This is a genomic window from Argonema galeatum A003/A1 (genome assembly GCF_023333595.1).
Taxonomy (GTDB): domain Bacteria; phylum Cyanobacteriota; class Cyanobacteriia; order Cyanobacteriales; family Aerosakkonemataceae; genus Argonema; species Argonema galeatum.
The window spans coordinates 34,488-58,410 of record NZ_JAIQZM010000003.1 but is presented as its reverse complement, the minus strand read 5'-3'; the positions used below and the strand labels follow the sequence as shown (position 1 = coordinate 58,410).

Annotated in this window: 24 protein-coding genes; 5 read left to right on the top strand and 19 right to left on the bottom strand. The window is 44.9% G+C overall.

Annotated elements, in window-relative coordinates; genetic code table 11:
* Nucleotides 1-71: 71 nt before the first annotated feature.
* From LAY41_RS04990 to LAY41_RS04950, 10 genes are all read right to left on the bottom strand, one after another.
* On the bottom strand, nt 72-3,413 hold the full coding sequence (locus LAY41_RS04990) for a type ISP restriction/modification enzyme (RefSeq protein WP_249094816.1): 3,342 nt from the start codon (nt 3,411-3,413) through the stop codon (nt 72-74).
* 285 nt (nt 3,414-3,698) lie between these two features.
* A complete protein-coding gene (locus tag LAY41_RS32170; RefSeq protein ID WP_275973924.1) occupies nt 3,699-4,085 on the bottom strand; it encodes a Uma2 family endonuclease in 387 nt (128 codons plus the stop codon).
* The gene (locus tag LAY41_RS32165) at nt 4,072-4,338 is read right to left on the bottom strand and encodes a Uma2 family endonuclease (protein ID WP_275973923.1); all 267 of its coding nucleotides are present in this window, start codon (nt 4,336-4,338) and stop codon (nt 4,072-4,074) included. The genes LAY41_RS32170 and LAY41_RS32165 overlap by 14 nt, the downstream gene beginning before the upstream one ends.
* Nucleotides 4,339-4,413: 75 nt before the next feature.
* Nucleotides 4,414-4,641, bottom strand: coding sequence for a hypothetical protein (locus tag LAY41_RS04980; protein ID WP_249071632.1), 228 nt, complete (start codon nt 4,639-4,641; stop codon nt 4,414-4,416).
* Nucleotides 4,634-5,110 carry a PIN domain-containing protein gene (locus LAY41_RS04975; protein ID WP_249094814.1) on the bottom strand — a complete coding sequence of 159 codons (477 nt, stop codon included), beginning with the start codon at nt 5,108-5,110 and terminating at the stop codon, nt 4,634-4,636. The genes LAY41_RS04980 and LAY41_RS04975 overlap by 8 nt, the downstream gene beginning before the upstream one ends.
* 34 nt (nt 5,111-5,144) lie before the next feature.
* Nucleotides 5,145-5,525, bottom strand: a complete 381-nt coding sequence (locus LAY41_RS04970; protein ID WP_249094812.1) for a hypothetical protein — start codon at nt 5,523-5,525, stop codon at nt 5,145-5,147.
* Between the two features lie 129 nt (nt 5,526-5,654).
* A complete protein-coding gene (locus tag LAY41_RS04965; protein ID WP_249071625.1) occupies nt 5,655-6,284 on the bottom strand; it encodes a precorrin-8X methylmutase in 630 nt (209 codons plus the stop codon).
* Between the two features lie 177 nt (nt 6,285-6,461).
* Nucleotides 6,462-7,271, bottom strand: a complete 810-nt coding sequence (locus LAY41_RS04960; RefSeq protein WP_249094809.1) for a TPM domain-containing protein — start codon at nt 7,269-7,271, stop codon at nt 6,462-6,464.
* Nucleotides 7,272-7,941: 670 nt separating this feature from the next.
* Nucleotides 7,942-8,247: an RNA recognition motif domain-containing protein gene (locus LAY41_RS04955; protein WP_249094807.1), complete on the bottom strand. Its 306-nt coding sequence runs from the start codon at nt 8,245-8,247 to the stop codon at nt 7,942-7,944.
* Nucleotides 8,248-8,464: 217 nt separating this feature from the next.
* Nucleotides 8,465-9,583, bottom strand: a complete 1,119-nt coding sequence (locus LAY41_RS04950) for an alpha-hydroxy acid oxidase (RefSeq protein ID WP_249094805.1) — start codon at nt 9,581-9,583, stop codon at nt 8,465-8,467.
* A gap of 94 nt (nt 9,584-9,677) precedes the next feature.
* Between LAY41_RS04950 and LAY41_RS04945 the strand changes: the two genes are divergently transcribed.
* The gene (locus tag LAY41_RS04945; protein WP_249094803.1) at nt 9,678-10,079 is read left to right on the top strand and encodes a lysozyme inhibitor LprI family protein; all 402 of its coding nucleotides are present in this window, start codon (nt 9,678-9,680) and stop codon (nt 10,077-10,079) included.
* 108 nt (nt 10,080-10,187) lie between these two features.
* Nucleotides 10,188-10,712, top strand: coding sequence for a hypothetical protein (locus tag LAY41_RS04940; protein WP_249094802.1), 525 nt, complete (start codon nt 10,188-10,190; stop codon nt 10,710-10,712).
* 165 nt (nt 10,713-10,877) lie between these two features.
* On the opposite strand, the gene LAY41_RS04935 is transcribed toward LAY41_RS04940, so the two are convergent.
* The 3 genes from LAY41_RS04935 to LAY41_RS04925 all read right to left on the bottom strand — a co-directional run bounded on the left by LAY41_RS04935 (nt 10,878) and on the right by LAY41_RS04925 (nt 13,095).
* A complete protein-coding gene (locus LAY41_RS04935; RefSeq protein ID WP_249094797.1) occupies nt 10,878-11,096 on the bottom strand; it encodes a hypothetical protein in 219 nt (72 codons plus the stop codon).
* 96 nt (nt 11,097-11,192) lie between these two features.
* Complete coding sequence (locus tag LAY41_RS04930) at nt 11,193-12,071, bottom strand: hypothetical protein (RefSeq protein ID WP_249094793.1); 879 nt, start codon at nt 12,069-12,071, stop codon at nt 11,193-11,195.
* Between the two features lie 181 nt (nt 12,072-12,252).
* A complete protein-coding gene (locus tag LAY41_RS04925; RefSeq protein ID WP_249094790.1) occupies nt 12,253-13,095 on the bottom strand; it encodes a Uma2 family endonuclease in 843 nt (280 codons plus the stop codon).
* A gap of 96 nt (nt 13,096-13,191) precedes the next feature.
* Between LAY41_RS04925 and hemC the strand changes: the two genes are divergently transcribed.
* Nucleotides 13,192-14,160: a hydroxymethylbilane synthase gene (hemC, locus tag LAY41_RS04920; protein WP_249094788.1), complete on the top strand. Its 969-nt coding sequence runs from the start codon at nt 13,192-13,194 to the stop codon at nt 14,158-14,160.
* Nucleotides 14,161-14,437: 277 nt separating this feature from the next.
* Nucleotides 14,438-15,868: a glycogen synthase GlgA gene (glgA, locus tag LAY41_RS04915; protein WP_249094786.1), complete on the top strand. Its 1,431-nt coding sequence runs from the start codon at nt 14,438-14,440 to the stop codon at nt 15,866-15,868.
* Between the two features lie 20 nt (nt 15,869-15,888).
* Here glgA and LAY41_RS04910 read toward each other — a convergent pair whose 3' ends face one another.
* Nucleotides 15,889-16,815, bottom strand: coding sequence for a LysM peptidoglycan-binding domain-containing M23 family metallopeptidase (locus tag LAY41_RS04910; protein WP_249094784.1), 927 nt, complete (start codon nt 16,813-16,815; stop codon nt 15,889-15,891).
* A 725-nt stretch (nt 16,816-17,540) separates the two neighbouring features.
* Between LAY41_RS04910 and LAY41_RS04905 the strand changes: the two genes are divergently transcribed.
* A complete protein-coding gene (locus LAY41_RS04905) occupies nt 17,541-18,743 on the top strand; it encodes an HhoA/HhoB/HtrA family serine endopeptidase (protein WP_249094783.1) in 1,203 nt (400 codons plus the stop codon).
* Between the two features lie 165 nt (nt 18,744-18,908).
* On the opposite strand, the gene LAY41_RS04900 is transcribed toward LAY41_RS04905, so the two are convergent.
* The 5 genes from LAY41_RS04900 to pstA all read right to left on the bottom strand — a co-directional run bounded on the left by LAY41_RS04900 (nt 18,909) and on the right by pstA (nt 23,905).
* On the bottom strand, nt 18,909-19,277 hold the full coding sequence (locus LAY41_RS04900) for a DUF760 domain-containing protein (protein WP_249094781.1): 369 nt from the start codon (nt 19,275-19,277) through the stop codon (nt 18,909-18,911).
* Between the two features lie 241 nt (nt 19,278-19,518).
* Nucleotides 19,519-20,010, bottom strand: a complete 492-nt coding sequence (scpB, locus tag LAY41_RS04895; protein ID WP_249095264.1) for an SMC-Scp complex subunit ScpB — start codon at nt 20,008-20,010, stop codon at nt 19,519-19,521.
* Complete coding sequence (locus LAY41_RS04890; protein WP_249094778.1) at nt 20,010-21,542, bottom strand: sensor histidine kinase; 1,533 nt, start codon at nt 21,540-21,542, stop codon at nt 20,010-20,012. The genes scpB and LAY41_RS04890 overlap by 1 nt, the downstream gene beginning before the upstream one ends.
* A 672-nt stretch (nt 21,543-22,214) precedes the next feature.
* Nucleotides 22,215-23,075 (bottom strand): phosphate ABC transporter ATP-binding protein PstB, encoded by an 861-nt coding sequence (pstB, locus tag LAY41_RS04885; RefSeq protein ID WP_249094776.1) that lies wholly within the window; start codon nt 23,073-23,075, stop codon nt 22,215-22,217.
* A gap of 20 nt (nt 23,076-23,095) precedes the next feature.
* Nucleotides 23,096-23,905: a phosphate ABC transporter permease PstA gene (gene pstA / locus LAY41_RS04880; RefSeq protein ID WP_249094774.1), complete on the bottom strand. Its 810-nt coding sequence runs from the start codon at nt 23,903-23,905 to the stop codon at nt 23,096-23,098.
* Nucleotides 23,906-23,923 lie beyond the last annotated feature (18 nt).

Below are 23,923 nucleotides of genomic sequence, written 5' to 3'. Positions count from 1 at the left end.
ATTAGTGGGCGATCTCATGGGGAGTAATTGATAAATGCGATCCGAGCAGCTATTAATTTTCATTCTTCGTATTATTCGTATTTCTCCATATTGAAAAGTGGTAAATCTGACTCAACTTCTGCCAAACTAACTCTTTCTGCTTCTGTTGGTTGTGGAAACTCAGAGGAAACAAACAAGTTACTCTTCAGAACTTCCTCAAACAAAGAAGATAACGGAGGAAAAATATCAACAGTTGCATCAAGCACCCACAGCAGATCGAGAAGTTCATTATCGAATTCCCAGATTTGCGGACGAATATCATCGAGAGGTGAAGATTTTTTACCAGCACCATCTTTCATGCGATAGGAAAGCCAAGATTTTACAACTTCTAAACCTGAAATACTGAAATTATAGACTTCTTGACGAACCCGTTCAAATACACCTTTACCAACTCGCAGTTCTTGCGTACCGACATCATAAGAAAACTCTGTTGGATAGTCGGTTTCTGTTGTCGGAGTTCCCACCTTGCAACGAGCATTTCCTGGCGGAATTTTACCTGGTTTCATACCATTAGGAACAAAGCGTTCGCCGTATGTATGTAACCAAATAAGTTGACGACCAATAGTAACTACCTGCTCAAATAAATTAGAGTTTTTTGTAATAGGAATTCGTGCGCCTGGTGTTTCTAGTTCATTCCAGAATTCTTTCACATATCTTGGAGTAGCAAGAATCGCATAACAGTAAGCAAAGAAATCTTCTGGTGAAATTTGGCATTTTAAGTTTGCACATAAGGTTGCCAAAACTCCATGAGTGATGTTAGGTTGAGTTCCTGTAGCGTCTCGCCAGAGGGGAATAATGTGTTTACCTCCAAAAGAGCCACGAAAGTAATGTAAATCAGGGACTAATTCGGTGACAACTGCTGAGGAACCTTCACCAAGAATTTCAGTGAGTAAGCTTATCATGTAAATTTGTCGATCGCCTTTAGATCTTAATAAATTTGGTCGAGGACGATCGCAAAGTCTATTATCCAGTAAAGTCCATTGTCGATCGAAGCTGCGATAGGCATAGCGAATGGGTTGGATGGGTAATCTATCTGAAGATAGGTTAACAATCGGGGCTAATAAATTTCCTTTATCCTCAAGGGATGAATATTGCTTACTAATTTTTCTGGCATCAGTTTCTTTAAATAGCTTCTTTTGAGTTTCCCCTGAATTACGACTAAAAATAAGTGTTTTCCATCGTTCCTTCAGAACATTTATATTTTCACCGATCGGCCATTTCCGTTTAAATTGAACTCCGTTTTCTTGCCAAGGAAATAAATCAGTCAATCTTGCCCAATTCCAATAGTCAATATCGCTTATGGGTAAAAAGAAATCTGTCCAACCTGTGGGGCAATTTTTCCATTCCAAATCTTTGAAATAGTTGATACTAGCAAGAGTTGCCAGTTTTTCTGCTTCTGTGCCATCAACTCGCGTAAAATGAACTTTCGCTGGCACTTCAGGTTGAGGTTTTTCATAGCGAACACCTATAGCAATCGCAACTGGAGTTTGAATAGCAAATACGTTATCTGTTTTTCTAGCGCCAAGATTATCTCCCTCCAAATCGATAATCCAAAGTTCATCAAAAGTTTGACGCATCACCTGTCTCATTCCGGCAAAACCAGGCCCACGCAGATAAGAAGAAGCCGTGATAAAGCTAATAATACCTGGACGATTTTCTTGATTTGACTCAAAAACTTTCCATAGCGCCCATCGCCAAAAATAAACATAGTCGTTATATAAATTCTTAGCATGAACGAGTTGCCCTGTCTGTCGTAGCGGTTCAATAAAATCTTGCAGAATAGCCTTAGCAATCATCTGTTGATTTTGATCAATTTCCTGTCTGTTATCTCCAAATCGAACCCATCCGCCTTTTCGTTTTTCAACTTCTCGATCGTCTTCTTGAATCTGTTGACGATCGTAAGGTGGATTACCGATACAAACGAGAACGGGTGTATCTTGCTTAATCTTTTGGGCGCGTTTGTATTCTTCTCCTAACGGTTTGAGAGATAACGGTAAATGTCCAGGTACAGCAGCATAAGGAGATTCCAGCGTATCAGTAAGATATACATGAACACCATCTTTTGGTAAAGTTCCTCCTTCGCTCAAAATTTGCTGAGTTAAGCGAAGATGAGCAACTGCATAAGGGCCTACTAGAATTTCAAAAGCATGGATATTTGCCGCCGCTGTGGTAGCAGCAGAAACTCGCATTCCTGCTCCTCGATCTTCGGTAATTCGATCGAAACCATGTTTAAGGGCTGTTAAAATATAAGTGCCTGTTCCGCAAGCGGGATCTAGAGTTACAACCTTTGGATCGATGAATGAATACTCTGCATCAAAGTGTTTTGCTAGTAACTCTGCCACCAATCTAACCTGTGTTTGAATAACGGGTACTGGAGTGTAGTAAACACCCCTCTCTTTTCGCATTTTCGGGTCATATTGTGCCAAGAAATCTTCATAGAAATATAGCCAAGGATCGTCATTGCCTTTTTGAGCTAGTGCAGTGATGTCAATGGCAGCAATAACTCGTTCTAATAGATTTAGTGATACCTCAATTTGTTCGCGTGCTGCTTCATCACCAAGGATTTTCAAAGCATCAGCAAGTAAGCTGTGTCCTGTTCTGATTGTTTTTACTGCTTGTGGTAATGACAGATCTTCCGCACCAGAAAATCGCGCTAGTAAAAGCGCATAGGTTAATGTCTGAGCATAAGCATCTGCAAATTGCTTGTTGTCAGCATCAGGGAAAAGATAAATCCGCCAATCTTTTGCCAAAGTGCTAAGATTAGATTCGGGATCTTCCAGTGCAGCTAACACATCTGTCCGTAATAAGCGACAAATAGGAGCCAGCATTTCAGCGAGAGCTTTTGGTGTAGAAGGTACAATTGGTTTCCATTGTAAAAAATCTCGCAAAAGTGTCAGCAAAGCCTGAGAATTTCGATCGTTAACAGCATCTTCACCATCAGAGGTAATATCACCAGAAAGCTTGATAATTTTTCCTACTCTCTCACCCGTTCGGTAAAGAGCCCATTGATTTCGATCGGTGTAAATCAGATTTGATAAGTTCTTAAATTTTTCCCATTGCTGTTTATTATCTCCTTTGAATTTGCTGGGATCTGCTCCTTTTCCTGGTGCTTTTAGTTCAATGTATCCAGCTAAGAGAGAACTAACTGCAACTCCTACATCAGGTCTTCCTGAAAGTGCCTTTTCTCTAACTTCTGTAACGACATTTACTTTTAAATTAAGTAGCTCTCCACTGCGTTTAAGCAAATTTTCCATCGGTGCTTTGAGTTGGTCTTCAGGATTGAAAGAAATCGATTGGAGTGTAAATTTATTATTTACTTCTGTTGAAAAGTTTTGCAATACTTTTCTAAAGTTATTTTCTGCATTGCTTGTCATTTTCCCCTCCGATTAAAGCCCTTTTCAAGTGCGTGAGGTACAGAGAAACCCGGTAACTTCTGCGAAACCGGGTTTCTGGGGTGTAATTCATGCAACTGAAACCTGCTATATAGACACTGATAATATTTTAGACAGTACCAAAATTTAAGGTAGTCTGCTCAAGAGCGAAGCAATAAGCAACAGAGATTCACAAGTTTTATTTAAACTACGCAATTCTTAAAATTTAGATTGTAATCGATCGCACATCCCAAAACCAAGTGCGATCGCTATCCATACAAAACAATATCAAATCCCCTGACCATAACCAATAATCTCCTCAACAGTAATCTCTAAATCTGGGAAAAACCGCGACTCAATCCTCTGTTTCCCTATAAAACTCTGAAACTCATATTCCCTTTCCACTAAAATACTACGCGAATTCACCAACTGTCCGATCGAAATCGTAGGTTCTTCAATTTTCGGATTCTTGCGGTTAGGATAACGCTCAACAGTAAACAACGGGTCAACAATCCACAACTCACTTACCCAAAAAGCAGCATACCACAACGGTTTATTCCGATAGTCTTCTTCCCAATTCGTGCTGACAATTTCAATTACAATGCTAGGTGCTTCTTTCAATACCGCTTCTGATTGAGTCTGGCGATTCCAAGCATCACGATTAATTGCAATCAAGTCCGGTTTGCGAGTATCTTTTTGCCCGGCGTTGCAGTACGGGTTTTGGATGCACCAGCAGTCCGAGTTGGCGGCGTCTGCTTTCCATTCGCAATTCTACCATCAGTTCGGAACGCAGATTTTCGTGTTCCCCTGAAGGTTCAGCCATAGGAGAGATCCTTCCGTCGATAAGTTCGTATTCCTGTCCTTCAGGTAGGTCTAGGTTAAGAAACTCTTCTACGGTATAGGTCTGGAATTGTACCGCAATAACCATAGTCAATTCCCGGCAGTGAGGTATATTATTTTATCATTATAAATGTTTCAATTAATTTTAGCAGAAACTCGATCGCTATTCAATAATTTCATCGTACCGATCTGGATCGTCTTCTCGACGCTGCCTCATTAATGTCAGAATATCTTGTAAGGAAGTTAGCTCTAGCCTTTGATGGCGTTCCTGGGTATAGTTTCCTTGACCAGGGCTGAAGTGCTGAATAAACAGAATTGTATCAACAACACCTAAAGCATCGACTAATGCTTGATACCCTTGTCGAACAATTTCCTGTTGGGTTTTAGTCATTATCATCGTCCTCAACTTGTGTGGATTTCATCAGCCATTGCACTGGATTGTCAACGGCTACATTGATGGCTTGCATATTTCTTTGAGCTTTTCTAAGTAGCCTGTCATCGGTAGATAAAAATATATCGGCGCGGCTTCGTTCAGCACTAGCGATATGAGTTGCATCGTAGCCAGAAAATCCGAGTTTTTGAAGTTCTACCGATCGCTCCTCGATAAATTGGCTACTGATAACTTTGATTTTAGCGCTCATCAGAATTGCTTTCACGTTCTTAAGCCGCTCTAAATCAGGGGTTTGGTCTAGTTCTACATCTAACGCCGTGCTGGTGATGAGTTTCCATTGTCCTGACTGGCATTGTCTTAAGATGGTAAGAATTGCTTGGGTTTCTAATGCAATACGAGGCTGGGTGTGATCGTCGAAAGGACGATTAAGGCAGCAGGCATCAAGATAAATTCTGTAGTTCTGACTCATATCAGTCTTGTCCTGCTGGTGAGGAGTTCTTGCATCATGCCCCTTTTGATCTTTTACCATTAACCACCATATAACTTTTCCCCGCTTTATCCCCATTCCCATCCAAACTCTTATCTCGCTGCTTAAACTCATCTAACAACTTAAAAAATTGCTCGAAAGCATCCTTTTCATCGCGAGTAAATAGCAAAATAATATTAGCCCAAGAATTATTAGTCCGCACGTTAAACCGTCGCTGTATCCAATCATGGAAATGTTCGTAAAAATCCGCTTCTTCTTCAGTTAATTCAATTCCTAATTCGCTACGAGCAAATTGATAGCCGACTAAAAAATGCCGCAAAATACTAATGTAAGGCTTACCAATATACATTCCCGGTCTGCTTTTAATTTTTGACAAAGCTTCATAAATTTCAGTCATAAATGCCGAAATTTTGGACGATTTGATCAATCTCTCGAAAAATCTCCTCTCTGGATAACTGGCTCACCCAGACCCCCGATTTTTACTAAGGCTTATTTTTAGATAATTCTTTCTCGATTCTAACCTTTTCTAAACCCCTACCGCCCCCTCTTGCCCGTAAGCTTGCCACGCCAAATCCACCAGTCCGTTGACAATTGCAGCCGCTACCACTGCACTACCCTTGCGACCTTCTGTGCGAATGTGGGGAATCAGCGACTCTTGCAGTCGCTCTTTGGCAACATCCGCATCGACAAAACCAGCAGGGGTGCCAATCACGAGAGCGGGTCTAATTTCTTCTGCCTCAATTAATTCTACCAGTACAGTGAGAGCCGTCTGGGCATGGCCCACCACAAAGATCCCCTCTGGGTAGCGTCTGGCTAAAGTTTCAATTCCCCACGCAGCACGAGTTTTTTCCCTTTGGGGTCGTGTCAGGGCGTCCATGCTACAGTACACGGGGTTGGCAAAGGTGGTTTGGATACTCGGTGTGATGCCAACTTGCACCATTGGCACATCGACGACAATGGTGGTGCGAGCCGCTAACGCTGCGGCTCCTGCTTGCAAGGCTCGTTCTGAAAAACGAATTAAGGATTTGTATTCAAAATCGGCTGTTGCGTAAATTACTCGACGGACAATCTCGTATTCCGCTGGTGAAAAAACATGATCGCCGATTTCGCGATCGATTATTGCCAAACTTTGGGCATCTGTGACGTGCCATTCCATGACTTTTCTCCGGCAGCTATTGTTCGGGCATCGACATGGCCAGTCCTGACCACCCTATCCATTCCTACCCATACGATACCCTTCATCGAAGGATTATCACTCTCTAGCAGAAAAAAATGGCATTTTTGCCATGAGCGATACTCGAACTAACAAGCTTTCACCGGCGATATTTGGTAGTTAGCGACTGGAACCTTCAGAACTAGAGGCTAACATTGGCGAGAGGTAGGCAACCAAGGCACCAATCATAAAGCCTGCCACATTCCGAAATAAAGGCAACCACTCGGAAGTTCGGGTGACAACTGGGCCAATGCCGAAGGAAATAAACAGTATTCCCCATAAGGGCGAGAAAATTAAAGCCCATTGCCAAGCCACTATTTGTCCTGGTTTGCGTGGTTGAGCGGCGAATCCAGCAATTACTCCACCGACAATCGAGCTAACTAAGGTAAGAATCCACTGTTCTTGCGGCAGTCCCGGCACTACATTGCAACCGCCCCTTAACAAACAGGTTTTGATGGATTCTAAAGATTGAATAATTGATTGGTCTTCGCCTTCTTCGCGCACAAAGAACATATTGCCGAACCGAGTTTGCAACTCAATCCAGAAGGTACGAGGTAAAAACTGATACAGATCGTCCCCGACACTGAAGTTTAGGATGTTGCCGCCCCGCGAATCGGCAATGAGTAGGACGCTTTTGTCATCTAGTCCCCAATAGTTTTTGACGGCTCGACCGGGTGTGCGATCGTATTGGGTCAAAACTCTCAGCTTCCAGCCTGTTTGCGCCTCGAATTTCTCTAAATCTTCAGCAAGCGCTTCTTTCTGAATATCGGTCAGGGATTTGGCTAGGTCGATGATTGGGGTCTGGATCTCAGGCAGTAACTCTGGGTTGTCGTATGCTAGGGCTGCGGGCGCTTGAGCCCAAAGAGTCGCCGCCAGGAAAAAGGCTGCAATGGATGCCAAAAGTCGTTTTACAAAAATATGCTGCTGCATTGGCTTTTTTACCAGTATCTCAAGTGTGGACAATAAAATATGTCTTTCTTAATCAAAGGATAATGGAAAACTCATATTTCTTTACACTTGTTCACAAAAAAAATTCCTAAATTAGGATGCTCATCAACGTCTAGGATGAATTGAGGCTATAAGGTGTCTAATTTTGTCATTATATGGTATAATAACCGCTCTTCCGTATTTACTATGCTATTTGAGCGCTTGTGCAGGGGAGCGCTTGTGCAGAGGAGCAGGAGAATAAAAATGTTATTTTTTTTAACAAAAGCATAACAATTCCGAAAGAGTCAGATTTTTAGCCTGAAATGTGCAATCTGAAATCTAAATATACTTCGCACGGGCATAAATGGGCGAAGCATTCCGTGAATAATTTGTTGGTTGAACCCAAAGATCTTTGACGGAATGCGAAAGCCCCTACAGGGATAAAAAAAGCACGGTCACAGACCGTGCTGAGTATAATTAACGCAAGTTGCTAGTTTAGGACTTACGCTTTTCTCCCCCCAGATTTGGGGGATCGGGGGGGCAAAATCAAGGTTTTTGCGTAAGTCCTGTAGTTATATGATTAAGGAACTTAGTAGTTACTAGGTACGTTATTGCGCTAAAGCGCTTTAGCGCAACAACGTACCCATTACCTATTACTAGCAACTTAAGTTAATTAGTAGCGTTCTCTAGAACCCCGACTGTTACCGCCCCAGCCACCGCCAGCAGGTTTTGTGTCTTCGCGAGGCTTAGCCTTATTAACTTTTAGATCCCGACCCATCCACTCAGCACCGTCAAGACCCTCAATAGCAGCTGCTTCTTCAGCATCCGATCCCATTTCCACAAAACCAAAACCGCGAGAGCGACCAGTTTCGCGGTCAACGGGTATTTGAACCCGCTTGACCGTTCCGTAGTCGGCAAAAACTTTGGTCAGTTCTTCTTGCGAAACTTGGTAGGATAGGTTACCTACATAAATTGACATGGAAAATCTCCGAAATCAGATAGAAGTAACAATTGAAATTCGGAGAGAAGCCTGTCAATATCATTATCAATACCAACCACAAACACTACACCGAATTCAATAGTCTTATGAGAGTTTAGCACAAAAGTTAAAACCAAAAGCTTCTCTCGCTCCAAATTCCTTATTTAGGGTGAAGTGGGACGCGAGTGGGTGGTGTACGTATTGGCGCTACGCCTCTCTACAACCGCACTACCAAACTGGGGTCAACGTCCTGTAATTTAGCACAGCCGCTCAAGGCCATTGCTATATCCAATTCATCTTGCAACAGTTCGAGTACGTGCCCAACACCAGCTTCTCCGCCAACAGCTAATCCCCACAATACGGGGCGTCCCAACAATACTGCTTTTGCTCCTAAAGCCAAGGCTTTGAGGATATCTGTGCCGCGACGAATGCCGCCATCAACGAGAATTTCTGCTTTGTCCCCTACAGAGGCAACCACTTCACTGAGGGCATCGATAGATGCTCTAGCTCCATCCAATTGTCTCCCCCCATGATTGGAAACTATTACTGCTCTAGCTCCATGTTCCACCGCCCTCACCGCATCATCTCCCCGCAAAATTCCTTTTACTACTAAAGGTAGATGCGAAATAGATTGCAACCAGTCCAAATCTTTCCACGTTAACGCAGGATTCAGCTGCTCTAAAAAATAGGTAAACAAACCCGATTCGCCCGGATTGTAGGGAATCTCCAAATCTGTTAAAGTGACCAAATTAGCAAGTTCCATACCTGCTGGCAGAGCAAATTGATTGCGCCGATCTCTCTCCCGCCGCCCCAAAACGGGAGCATCGACCGTCAGACAAAGCGCCCGATAACCAGCTTCATCGGCGCGTTCTACCAGTGCCTTCGTCAGACCTCTGTCCCGATGTACATATAATTGAAACCAGAATCGATTTTCGATTGAAGAAGCTTCTTGTTCCGTTTGTTTCGAGGCTAACGCCACTTCCTCTAAACTCTTTGTCGCCAGGGTACTAAGTACCATCACCGTTCCCAACTTGGCGGCGGCTTTAGCAGTGGCAATTTCTCCTTCTGGATGCGCCAGACACTGGAAAGCCATCGGCGCGATTAGAATTGGCATCTGGAGAGATTGACCCAGTATAGTCGTACTTAAATCGCGCCGACTTACATCTACCAGCATTCGGGGACAGAGTTTGTACCGCTCAAATGCGGCACGGTTGTCTCGCAGGGTGATTTCGTCCCACGCACCGCTGGCGTAGTAGTCTAGTGCCATCTGAGATAGATGCTTGGCGGCTAGGGTTTCGTACTCAAATAGATTTATCGGTTTAATAGGCGCAGTCATGTCCTAATGGTTAGGGAGTGCGATCCTGACCCGATCGGGTGAAATCCGATCGCGTTCTGCTATGTTATAACTTTCATAGAATAAAACATTGACTATGCGTAAATTTTTACTAGCAACAGCAAGCACTGTAACTTTCTTCGGTTTGGGAATAGCTGCCTTAGCAGACGTGCGGGTAGCTCAACAGCCTAACTGCAACGATCCTCAAACTCAAAGCGAAATGAACGCTTGTGCCGGAATATCCTATCAGAATGCAGATAGAAAGCTGAATCAAGTTTATCAGCAACTGCTGCCCAAGTTGCCAGCTGCGCGAAAACAAAAATTAGTTACAGCACAGCAGGCTTGGCTTAGATTTCGAGATGCCAGTTGTGTTTTTGAAAGAAGTGAAGTTGAGGGAGGAACTATGGCTCCCATGATTTATAGTGGCTGTCTGGCAACTGTCACGGAGCAAAGAACAAAAGACTTGGAGAGATATTTGGATTCCGTAAATAACAGATAATCGTTCCCATTTCTGGTGTGAGGTGGCGACCGCCTAACATACCGTAAGCGATCGCTCCTCATTACCGCCCGGAAAGCCTACCAACATATTACACTAAATCCTGAAAAAATGCTAACAAAATTTATTGCTACTTCTGCGATCGTCCTTACCATCACAGCAGCTAATGTAGGAATACCACAAAACGCGATCGCCCAGCGATCTAATACCACCGTACCCACTCGCCAAATCCTCGCCAAAATCAAAGGCAAAACCCAAGTGCCGATATTTCTTCCCAGTGGCGTACCATTTCCCGGTCGGCTTTACTTTAATCCCCAAGTGACAGAAAATGGATACGATGTCTACTTCGATCGCACCGCCAATTGCCAGGGAGTAACAGTTTGCAATATTGGATCGATCGGAGCTGAAAAAGGCGGACAATTAATAACGCCATTACAAGGAGTAACGAGAACATTCAAAAACATTCAACTAGCTGGGAGAACCAGAGGCATTTTTCACAACGGTTGCGGTGCATATTGCACAGCCACAGTTCAATGGCAAAATCAAGGAGTTGTGTATCAAGTATCAGTTAAAAACGGACGGGAAGCAGAGACTGTGCAAATAGCAAATTCTGCAATCCAAGCTGGCAGACGTTAAATTTTTTATATGCAACAAACAACCCTGGCTACTAGAGACAGGGTTGGAAAACACTGAATTTTCAACTACCATAGGACTTACCCAAAGAAACCCGGTTTCTATGAGAAATCGTAGGTTTTGCGACGATAAATCTATGAAGAAACCGGGTTTCGGGCCTTGTCGTGTCTAAGTCATGTACCAATCTGAATCGCAAACAGCATCCCCATTTGAAGAATAGGGATCTACACGCCATTGCAGTTCGCGATTAATCATTTTCAAACTATTGTTTTCTGCTTTCAGCTTATCTACTTGAGATTGAAGCTCTTGAATTTGATTCTGGTAACTTTGATTCAGCCGGATAACTATGTCAATCTCCTCTTTTGTCAGCACTAATATCTGAATCATCGAAAAGTCCACCTCTGTATGGCTTGGGGTTTACATTCCCAACATAGGTTTGCTTTCCCACCAGTGGACGAATTGCGATACAGATGTAAAGTTTTTTTAACTGGCGCGATAGACTCCACCAATCTTAGAGGCGTAAATCTTTTTCCCGTTTATCCAGGCGAATGAACGTTGTTTTCGCCATGTTTTTGATTCCGGTTTTCGGCAGGCAATAGCGCCTAAACGACACATTTTTACTGTTAATTCGTTAAACTCGGTTAATTTATCTCTCAGTGAAGGTTTGATCTGCGCCGCAAATTGAGCTGCCACGAGTGTCATTGGCATCCATGAAACATTGAAGTTTTCCCAAGCGAAATTGTTTTTTAGCTTTTGCGTTTCTATCTGATTTAGTCGAGGATAAAACCCATCTGCCATTCCTTTATCAACAAATCTCCTTACTTGCTTAAATCCATTTTTACCCTTAGCCATTGAAATTTCTTCATAAGGTCGTAAGCAGACTGAAAATCTATCATTTTCAGTTTCTTTTAAAATCTCTGCAAACAGATCGTAAGCGGACTTAAAAGGATATTCGCTCTCCAGTATTTTCCTAAAAAGCTTAAGGAACTGTTCGGGTAGCTGCACAGAAAAACACGCAGCAAAGAACAAAGTAGCTCGCAAACCAGAATGTACTATTTTGACATCGGGTTCTGCTAGTTGAACTATTTCCCACAAACTCTTGTAGTGTCTAACCAGCAGCCAAATACCATCGTACTTCAGTTTGTCAATCTCTTTGTTGTCTAAAGCTTGAGCAATTGGATCGCCCTGTCCAACAATAAACTCTGCTCTCCAGCATTCAGCAATAATACCATTCCCTTTTCTCATGGTATGCCATTCATCAATTTGGTATTGTGTATTAGCCTGATGTAGCAGGTGTTCGCTTGGTAGATTTTCTATAAGTTGAGCGATTTGTTCCAAAATTTCAACATCTTTTTTGATCATTTTTACCTCCCAGATACTTTAGAAACTTAATTGATATATATTAAAGCATTAGAGTCAGTTGGGGCGATTGTCCTGCCTCAAATAACTTGAGCGGTTAATTTCATGCGATCGCACTTCTCAACTAAATCTATCTCCTTGGTAAAAGCGATCGCACCATCCTCAGAACTATTCCTGCTAACTACTACAGTTCTATCCCTAAATCTCGCAACCGCTGAGCTAGATATTCAGCGCGTAGCTCAGCTTCTTGGGCGCGTTGTTCGGCTTCTTGAGCGCGTTGTTCGGCTTCTTGGGTTCGTTGTTCGGCTTCTTGAGTTCGTTGTCGCTCGATATCGGCTTGTTGCTGTGCGGCTTCAGCATCAGTTGGAATCCAGTTTCCTTCAACATCATACCAGCGCAACCACAACCGATTAATTCCTTGATACTCTCCTTGCCACAATCCCAAACCCAATTCAACAGTCGTCATCCAAACTCTTGGTTCAGTCAAAATTAACTCTTGATAACGACCAGATGAGAGAGTAAATGCTCGTAGCTGGTTAGTATAACGATTAAATACAACATAGTAAGGCACTCGCAAAATCCGCTCATAAACTTCCCACTTAGTTGGGGATTTATTCACCTCACTAGGTGTCTCTCCCAAATCTTCCTTCTCTGTACCGGGGGACAGTAATTCCACCACAGCCAAAGGACTAATTCCTTCTTGCCAAACTACATAACTCAAGCGTAAATCTTGCTCGTCATAAAGCCTCGGTACTCCCACAACTCCAAACCAATCGGGTCGTTTATACCAGTTTTGGTGACGAACATCGTAATATAAGTTCATGTCACTACCGCAAAATACCCGATCGGGGAAATAGTTCTGCGGACGGAAAGTGAAACTCAGCAGTTGAGGTTGCAAATCGTGAAATTCGTCAGGCAAACCGGGTTCCTCTGGGTCTTCGCTAGGTAGATCGTACATCGTGGGCAGAGTTTCCCTGGGAGAGAGAGGCGGATCGGTTTGCTCAACAGGATACTTCAACACAAACATAACTATTCTCACTTGCTTTATTTTCTAATATAGAAGTCCCACGCTGCGGTAGCCTAGATAAAGTGACTTTACACGCTCCTTGGACAACACAGCTTTATGTCCCCTGCCGTTTCCGCTCCTCCCCGCACCATTCGCATCGCTTCGCGCAAAAGCCAACTCGCGTTAGTGCAAACCTATTGGGTGCAAGAACAACTCCAGAAACACTTTCCCGACAGAACCTTTGAAGTCCACACCATGAGTACCCAAGGCGACAAAATACTCGATGTCGCCTTAGCTAAGATTGGGGATAAGGGACTATTCACCAAAGAACTCGAAGTGGGAATGCTCAATAACGAGACAGATTTTGCCGTCCATTCCCTCAAAGACTTGCCCACCAAATTGCCAGAAGGCTTATTTTTAGGTTGCGTCACCGAACGGGAAAACCCAGCAGACGCCCTCGTAGTGCATGAAAAATACAAAGATAAGCAAATAGACACCTTGCCAGAGGGTGCTGTGGTGGGAACATCCTCCCTGCGACGACTAGCGCAAGTGCGTTACCACTTCCCTCACTTGACTTTTAAAGATATTCGGGGTAATGTGAACACGCGACTGGCGAAGCTGGATGCGGGTGAGTTCGACGCGATTATTTTGGCGGTGGCGGGGTTGCAAAGATTGGGAATGGCCGATCGCATCCACCAAATCATCCCACCAGAAATATCCCTCCACGCAGTCGGACAAGGAGCCTTGGGGATCGAATGCCGTAGCGACGACACCGAAGTGCTATCTTTAATCAAAGTATTAGAACACGCTCCCACCGCCCAACGCTGCTACGCAGAGAGAGCATTTTTACGAGAACTAGAAGGCGGTTGTCAAGTGCCGATCGGCATTAACACCCAAATTGAAGGCGACACCCTTACCTTAACCGGAATGGTTGCCAGTCTCGATGGCAAGCAGTTAATCAAAGATATCATTAGCGGTACTGTTAGCGAAGCTGAAAAACTAGGCATAGAACTAGCACAACGCTTACGCCAACAGGGAGCCCAAGAAATATTGGATCGAATCATTGCCGAAGTCAGACACCAATAAACGGACTCTTAACTGGGGGAAGCGTATATATTCGGCTCTTTCGGAGTTGCTATGCTTTTGTTGAGTTAAGAACATTTTTATTTCTTTTCTCCTCTCCCACTCTCCCCCTCTCCCCTAAAGCTCAAATAGCATAGTAAGTACGGAAGAGCCATATATTCTCCCTCCCCAATGCTTCCTGACCCCTACTCCCCTTTTGAAGCGACACCCTTTGCCGTAACATAAGCACAGGTTCAAACTATCATGTAACAAACCATTGCAGGGAACGCGAAAAACTAAGATGCGGATTCTATTTGTTGCAGCTGAAGCAGCACCCCTGGCTAAAGTAGGCGGCATGGGGGATGTCGTCGGGGCATTACCCAAAGTCCTAAAAAAAATGGGGCATGATGTCCGAATATTCATGCCCTACTATGGCTTTATGCCCGACAAAATAGACATACCAAAATCGCCTATCTGGTATGGCACAGCGATGATGCAAAACTTCGCTGTCTACGAGACGGTCTTTCCAAATAGCGATGTACCCCTGTACCTATTTGGTCATCCCTCCTTCTGGCCGCGCCGCATCTACTACGGAGATGATGAAGATTGGCGGTTCACCTTGTTTGCCAATGGGGCCGCTGAATTTGCCTGGAACTATTGGAAGCCACATATTATCCACTGTCACGACTGGCACACCGGCATGATTCCAGTGTGGATGCAGGAAGACACGGACATCAAAACCATTTTCACAATTCACAACTTGGCTTATCAAGGGCCGTGGCGCTGGCGGTTAGAGCAGATTACTTGGTGCCCCTGGTATATGCAGGGTCATAATACAATGTCCGCTGCCGTTCAGTCTGCCGACTGGGTAAACACCGTTTCTCCCACTTATGCCGACCAGATCAAGACCCCTGCTTACGGCGAACAGATGGAAGGCTTGTTATCCTACGTCAGCGGTAAGTTAAACGGCATCCTCAACGGGATCGACACTCAGAGTTACGACCCTGCGACGGACAAACACTTAGCCAAAAATTACACTGTTGATACGATCGAGGATCGCCGTTTCAACAAGGTTGCTCTCCAGGAAGAACTGGGCTTAGAGGTGAACGGTAGCGTCTTTTTGTTTGGTTTGGTATCACGTTTGGTAGAACAGAAGGGCATCGACTTAATCATTCAGGTGCTAGACCGCTTCATGGCCTACACTGACGCACAATTTGTTGTTTTGGGCTTGGGCGATCCTTATTACGAAAACCAAATGTGGCAGATTGCCACCCGTTACCGTGGTCGGATGTCAGCTTACATCCTTCAGAGCGATGCTTTAGCCAGACGGATTTACGCGGGTACTGATGCTTTCTTGATGCCCAGTCGCTTCGAGCCTTGTGGGATTAGCCAAATGCTGGCGATGCGCTACGGTTGTGTACCAATTGTGCGTCGTACCGGCGGTTTAGTTGATACCGTCTCCCACCACGAACCGATGGACCATGAGGGTACGGGTTTCTGTTTCGATCGCTATGAACCGCTAGACCTTTACACCTCTATGGTGCGGACATGGGAGAGCTTCCGGTATAAAAAAGAATGGCGCGAACTGCAACAGCGGGGTATGCGGATGGACTTCAGCTGGGATAAATCAGCCCAGGAGTACGACCAATTGTACCGCTCCCTAGTTGGCTCGCTCCCGCCGGAACCGACACCAGAGCCACAGCCACAGTTAGCAAAAATAGCAATTCCCTAATACATATTTAAGGGCATCCGTCAAGGGTGCCCTGCCTCTGTTTTTTCTTGGCTTGAGAACATCGGATCGCCTTGGCTTTGAGTCGCCTGGATATAAGGTTTGGGGTCTTCTGCTACCCAACCTAAATCTGAGTTGTAGCGAACTTCAAAATGCAGATGCGGAACGTTGATGTCAGGCTTACCTGTGGAACCGACTGTTCCCAACTGCATACCTTGTTGAACTCTCTGTCCGGTGGAGACTGTAATAGTGTCCAAGTGAGCGTAGCGGGTTTGCTGTCCTTGCTGATGATTGACTACCACTAAATTGCCGTAATCTTCTCGCTCTCCGGCAAACGCTACTGTACCGTCGCCTGCTGCAAAAACAGGTGTTCCAGGTGTCGCTAGCAAGTCGATGCCGCTGTGAAAGACTACTTTGCGGGTAACTGGATGAAGATTCCACCCAAAGCCAAAACCCACCGCAGCTTGTGAGGGTAAAGGATAGCCTTTCAAGGTGCTATCCTCAAATCCAACCTCAGAACCTTCTGGAGACCAATTTACTCCCGGCAAAAAGACTACTCTGGGATTTTCCTGACAGCCATTAATCTCGTATACGAGTGCTGGACGGACTTTGTAGGTTGCTGCCAGATCTCGCCAGGTTCGATCGGCTGGAACTTCTACGCGGATGCCATTGTAGGGAGGAATGACAATTTCTGTGCCAGCGCGAGCCTCGCCTTGCCTTAAAGTCGGATTTATGCCCATCAGGGTGGCCGGGATGAGGTTGTATTGACTCGCTATACTTTCTAGAGTCTCGCCAGCGGCAACTAGATGTTTCTTCAGGCGATCCAAAGCTGGCTGAGGGCAATTTTGGCCCGTTGCTGCTCCTTGAGCGAGATTGGCTTTGGCTCCTAGTAGGGAAATAGTCAGCCACAGAAGTGTTGATAGCAGTGGAAACGAACGATTAAGAGCCATGAACTCAAATACTTATGAGTGCGTCTGATGCCGCGTTTTGTTAAATTATTTTAACCTTTGAGGGGGTTTGGGGGAGTTTTAGCGATCGCTCGTTGACTTGGCTCAAATTATATGAGTTCTGAGCCTAGAAAGTTTCTCGCTCTGGTAAGGTGATGCTTAGAACAGCTAGAGTAGATTTATCACTTTTGCCCCTGTCGTTGAGCGTGACGACCTGTAAACAACCCACCGAAGGATCGGAGTACCGATAGAGCGGGGGCTTTGAAAGAAGCCCAGAGTTTACCAGACTTTGGTAGCAATACCTACGTTAGAAGCAAGAGTTAAAGTTCTTACCAAGGAATGCGTAGCTAGTTCCCTGCTCTAAAACCTAAAGGTTAAACAGGTCTAAAAATAAGGGTTAAGCCAGTGCCTTTGGGATAGTACCGACTTCTAACATTGTCAAAGCTAACATTACCTGAGAAATCAGAGAGGGAGTAATCCCAAACCAAACGCCCAATCGTTAGCGAAGCGGCTCCTAGACGGATCTGCGGGTCATTCAAGCACAATCTCGATAGCTCCTATCTTGTCATGCCAGCAAGTATGCCAAAAAGAATTACCACTTTTGGGGCGAAAAGGTTTTTTTACTAAAACTAGGAGGAATCTGTGATGCAGCATAGACCCTGCCCCCCTTTGACTCTCACCGCTAACAATCGTATAGGTTCTTCGGGAGTCTCCAAGGGGGAATTAAGATGAGTTTAACTTTTAAACAACTGATTCTTTATTTAACGTTGCTAAGTATTGGCGGCGGTGCAGGAGTCTTGGGCAGTCGCTATCTGCAAGCAGACGATCGCTTCAGGGAAACCTCCTTGACAATGCCTCCCCAACAGCAACTACTTCCGCGCCAGGAAAATCCGGCACCGATAATAGGTGGAATTCCCACCAATGATGGCAACTTCATTGCAGAGGCTGTTAAAAAGGTCGGCCCTGCGGTGGTACGCATTGATGCCGCTCGCAGGGTGGAAACTAGATTGCCGGATGTTTTTCAGAACCCCTTCTTTAGGGGTTTTTTTGGTAATGAGACGCCAGCCCCACCAGAAGAACGGGTAGAGCGCGGTACAGGCTCTGGTTTCATTCTCAGCCCAGACGGTCGCCTGATCACCAACGCCCATGTCGTGGCAGGGGCTGACACAGTTAAAGTAACTCTTAAGGACGGTCGATCGTTGGATGGTCGGGTGCTTGGCGTCGATCCGCTCACAGATATAGCGGTAGTGAAAATTCAAGCCCAGAATTTGCCCACTGTGAGGTTGGGGGATTCTGAAAATCTGGTTCCGGGTCAGTGGGCGATCGCGATCGGCAATCCTCTGGGTTTGGATAACACTGTTACCGTTGGTATCATCAGCGCTACTGGTCGCTCCAGTTCTCAGGTAGGCGTCCCAGATAAGCGCGTTAACTTCATTCAAACCGATGCCGCCATCAACCCCGGTAATTCTGGAGGACCACTTTTAAACGATCGCGGCGAAGTTATTGGTATTAACACTGCCATTAGATCTGGTGCCCAAGGACTGGGATTTGCCATTCCCATTCAAACTGCACAGCGAATCGCCAACCAACTGTTTACTAAAGGTCGTGCCGAACATCCTTATTTGGGAATTCAAATGACGGGTCTCAACCCAGCGTTAAAAGAACAGCTCGGTCGGGATACCAACATCAAGATTACCCAGGATAAGGGAGTTCTAATTGTGCGCGTCGTGGAAAACTCACCAGCCTCTAAAGCAGGTTTGCTCCAGGGAGATATCATTCAAAAAATTGCCGGTATACCCGTTCTAGAGGCAGCCCAAGTGCAGCAGATTGTAGAATCAAGCACTGTTGGCGCTTCTTTAGAACTGGAAGTGAACCGCAACGGTCAAATCCAAAAAATCCAAGTCCAGCCCGGTGCTTTTCCAACTGAATGACATCCAATTTTGGATTTTAGATTTTGGATTTTAGATTTTGGATTTTGGTTCGCGCCTCATCTAGTGCAGGCCAAATAAATCTAAAATCTCCAATTCCCCATCCCTTTGTGGGTGGGGTGAATCTAAAATCGATTGCCGCCCAGTTGGTGGTCTGGTTCGATCGGATCAAGCGTTAAAATCACCCCATTTTTCGCTGTTTGCCGAGTCTCGCGACAGCGACTGGGAGCCTAATAAGCTTTCCTCTAGGTGCATCCGTTGCTCCATCTGGCGGAGGAAATAGCCTGTCATCATCGCCGAAGCCAGCAGACCCGCCAAGTTTTCTCGGTCAGTGGTAATTTGAACGTTAAAATGCTCGCCTGGTAACATCCCGACCAGACCCTGAACGTTGTGAGAAATAATTTGCTTAATTTCGGGACTTACCGCCTTGGCTACAAGGGCTAAAACCTCCGGTGATTGGTGCTGTAGATAGGTCAGCAGGGGATTGGCTTGGACATCTTCGGTGCCGGAACTTAAATAGTCAGGATTGAAAACCATGAGGCTCCTAAATATTTCATTTAATTCTAATCTAAACAAGTCACAGATGGGAGCAGGTTTTGGAGGCGGGGAACCCGTACATTCCTTGGTGGTGATGCCGAACGAACAGGTTATACCAAATCCGCTTGCATAACCCCTTTTTGACCCGACGACTCTCATTCGCGGCTTGCGCGTACAAAGCCCGCCTGCGCGGGCTTCAATAAAAAGGGGGTAGTTAACCCGGATTTGGTATTATAGCCTCTTAAGCTTGGGTCGGCTCATCCACCTGCTGTGGCAGTCGATCCACTTGAAAATACTGATGAAATTTGTCTGTTACCTGTAGCCAATAGGATCGACTATCGGCTTGGCGACGTTTGCGAATATAGCCTAGTTCCACGAGTTCCTGCACTTGCTGATAGGCTCCAGAACCGCGCAAATCAACCAGTTCGGTTTGAGTCAGGGGGCCTTTGAGGGCGATCGCAGCTAGCGTCCGCAAAGCTCCCACACCTAATTCTGATGGGATCAAATTTTGCATTAAGCTTTGAAATGATGTCCGCAGTTGCAGGCAGTAGCCCTCTGGCGTTTCGACGACTTCCAATGCACTGTCTCGATGGGCGTAGTCAGCCATGAGTTCCAGCAGTGCTTCGGATACTTCGGCCTTACTGCATTCAGCATACTCGGCGATCGCGGCAATTGAAAGAGGTTGTCCTTTTAAGTAGAGAATGGCTTCAATTTTAGTTGCTAAACGAGGCATTATGATGTGGCTGTTGAACTGGAATCTCGATCGCATTCGCCGTAGGCGTTCCCCAAGGGTAGCACGATCGCAAACTCCGCTCCCTCTCCTGGCGCTGAGATACACTTCAATTCTCCACCGTGTTTTTCCACCACAATTTGGTAGCTGATAGCTAATCCCAAACCAGTACCTTTGCCTACGGATTTCGTTGTAAAGAAAGGATCGAATATTTTACGGCGTACCGCCTCTGTAATGCCGGGGCCATTATTGGCAATGCAAATTACTACTCGATTATCCTTTATAACTTTGGTGCTAATCCGAATAGTTGGTAATTGGTTATTTGTATTTTCCGATCCCTTACCCATTCCCTCATCCAAAGCATCAATAGCATTGGTGAGTACGTTCATAAATACCTGATTTAGCTGACCTGGATAGCACTCCACAAGAGGCAATTTACCGTAATCTTTAACTATTTCAATAGCACAAGAAGTAGCCTTTTCTTTCAACCGATGTTGCAAGATTAGTAAAGCGCTCTCTAGCCCTTCGTGAATATCGACAGGCTTTCTTTCAGCTTCATCCAGACGGGAGAAATTACGTAAAGACAAAACGAGTTGGCGAATGCGATCGGCCCCGACTTTCATTGATGCGATCGTCTTTGGTAGATCTTCAGTCAAAAACTCTAAGTCAATAGCATCAATTTGTTTGAGAATCTTAGGAGTAGGATCGGGGTAATCCTGCTGGTAAAACTCTAGTAAGTTTAGCAAATCTTCAGCATATTCATCAATGTGGGTGAGATTGCCGTAGATAAAATTTACTGGGTTATTAATTTCGTGGGCAATACCAGCCACAAGCTGACCTAAACTCGACATTTTTTCGGTTTGAATTAGTTGAGATTGGGTTCGTTGCAGTTCGTCGAGGGCTGACTCTAGCTGTCGAGCTTTCTCCGTTGCTGTGGCGGCAACAGTAAGGCTTTTATCGTATAGTTCCGCTTGATGAATTGCGATCGCAGCTTGATCGCCTAACTGTTGCAGCAGATCGATTTCCCCAGCCTGCCAAACTCTTGTAGCGTAACACTCATGGGCAACCAGTAATCCCCACAGATAATCGCTTCTCCTAATCGGTACGACTAAGTTAGCTTGTACCTGAATCTTTTGTAAAAATTCTACGTGACACAGACTCAAACCTCCCTCAAGTATATTACCAATAGCCCGAACCCTTCCCGCTTGGTACTGATAGGTATACTCCACAGGAAAACAGTTAGGGTCGTAAACTTCTCCCAAAATTGACAGGTTTTGATCAATAACTTCTTCAACCACTACCTTGCCACTCCAGGTTTCCAGAAACTGATAGATTACCACTCTATCTGTGTTTAACAGTTCCCGAACTTCTCGTACAATTGTCTGCAAGATAGTCGGCAAATCTAAAGTGCTGCGGATTTGATTTGTCACTTGCTTAAGGACTCTGGCTAATTCCAATGACTGCTGCAATTCCAGAGTTCGCCGCTGCAATTCCAGTGTTCCCTGTTCAATTTGACGATCCAAATCAGTATTCATTACCTGCACTCGTTTGTAAAGTTTATTCTGCTGAATTGCTATCGAAAATTGATGGCCTAGAAAACCACTTCATTAATCGCTGTTGACAAAAGCAACATAGTGTGAATTCCTATCATGACTTACGCACTAACCCCCCAAATCTGGGGGGAACAGGACTTTATTCCCCCCAGATTTGGGGGGCTAGGGGGGCGAAACAAGAAATATTGCGTAAGTCCTGCCTATAAAGCACTCGGTGGGGCGAAGCATACTGCAACGGGCAACTGCTTCGCAGAACGGATAGAAAAATTGTGGAGGATCGCGATCGATTCCTCCCCGAATGCTTAGTCCTACAGAATACATATTTTGCTTTTTTTGTCAACTAATTCTACTGGACTGGCGCTCTATAAAGCTGACGAGTCTTAAGAAACCGCTCGGAAGCACGAGGATCTATGTCAATTTTCATCAATAGATTGAGCAATGACTCATTTTTATATCCACGAACTGATGCTTATATAAAGTTATATTTAATATAATCTACGCTTTTGACTAAATTTTTGTAAAGAAAACAAACTTAAATTTTCTTGACAAAGATTTATCACAATTGAAGAGAGTTCATGGTTCATTGCAATGAACCACGAACAGCCAGGAAGTCCTATTAATGACAAGCTGAGCAATGACTCGCTGACTAACCGATCAACCAAAACGACCGGCAATGTAGTCGCGAGTGCCGGGATTGGTAGCATCTGTAAAAATTTTAGCAGTAGGGCCAAATTCAATCAGCTGACCGATGCGACTTTCATCGGTATTGAAAAAAGCCGTGTAGTCTGAAACGCGGGAAGCTTGCTGCATATTGTGCGTTACAATAGCGATCGTCAGTTCCTCCCTGAGAGTCTGGAGCAGTTCCTCAATTTTCATTGTAGCGATCGGATCGAGAGCCGAACAAGGTTCATCCATCAGCAGTATTTTCGGCTTCACCGCCAAAGCACGAGCAATACAAAGTCGCTGCTGTTGACCGCCAGAAAGTCCCAAAGCTGATTTTTTGAGATTATCTTTCACCTCATCCCAAATAGCAGCTCCCTTAAGAGCCGATTCTACAATTTCGTCCAATTGGGCTCTCGACTTACGCCCAGCCACCCTGATACCATAAGCAACATTATCGTAAATACTGATGGGAAACGGATTGGGCTTTTGGAACACCATGCCAATCTGACGGCGTAACTTATTCAAGTTGACGCGACGATTGTAGATATTTTGACCAAAAAATTCTACATCCCCTTCAAAGCGTACCCTCGCTTCTAATTCGCTAATTCGGTTTAAAGCTTTTATGAAAGTAGATTTACCGCAACCGGAAGGGCCGATAATGGCAGTTATTTGGCCCTGGTAAATATCCATAGATACTGAATCAACAGCTTTTTTATCGCCGTAATAGCAGCTTAAATTTCGGATTTTTAAAGCGGTAATTAACTCTTCTGGGGCAGATTGTGAAACAGCAGACAAATCTTTGACCTCTGGATAGATGCGTTCCACTATCTTATCACTAGCATTATAATCCATTACTTTTCCTGAATGTTTTTTTAACTTTTAATTATTCTGCGCGTAACCAAGCGGGATAAAACACTGATCAGCAAAATTAAGCTCACCAATACGACAGAAGCCGTCCAAGCCAGCTCGTTTTGTTCGGTAAAAGGAGAATTTGCGTAATTATATATTAAAACTGACAAAGAAGGAGTAGGATTGGATAATCCTGTAGGCCAGTTATCGCTGAACAGAGCAGTAAAGATCAGCGGTGCTGTCTCGCCAGCAGCACGAGCTACAGCTAGTAAAATACCCGTAGTGACACCGGGCAAAGCAGTAGCAACAACGATTCTAAAGGTTGTTTGGAAACGGTTGGAACCCAAGGCAGCAGAGGCTAGGCGTTGAGAGGTGGGAACAAGCTTCAAAGCTTCTTCTGTTGTTAGCGCCACAACTGGCAGCATGAGGATGGAAAGCGCAAAACCACCAGCAAGTGCCGAAAATCCACCAGTTGTCAAGACAACAACGGCGTAGGCAAATACGCCGACGATTACCGAAGGAATTCCGGTGAGGACAGTAGTAATAAAGCGAATTGCGCTGGCGACTTTTGAGTTTCTGCCAAATTCAGATAAAAATATGCCAGTCATTAAGCCAAAAGGAATGCTGATTAGGGAGGCAATTCCTACCATAATTAGGGTTCCCAAGGTGGCATTGGCAAATCCATTGGCTACTCCTTCCATTCCGACTGGTGCTGGCAGAGAAGTGAGAGTTTCCCAGTTTAGGTTAGGAAGACCCTGGCGCAGAATGGCAAACAATATTGCTAATAAAGGTAATAATGCTAAACCTGTAAGGGCGAAGGCTAACACTGTCATACCTATCGTGAATATTGT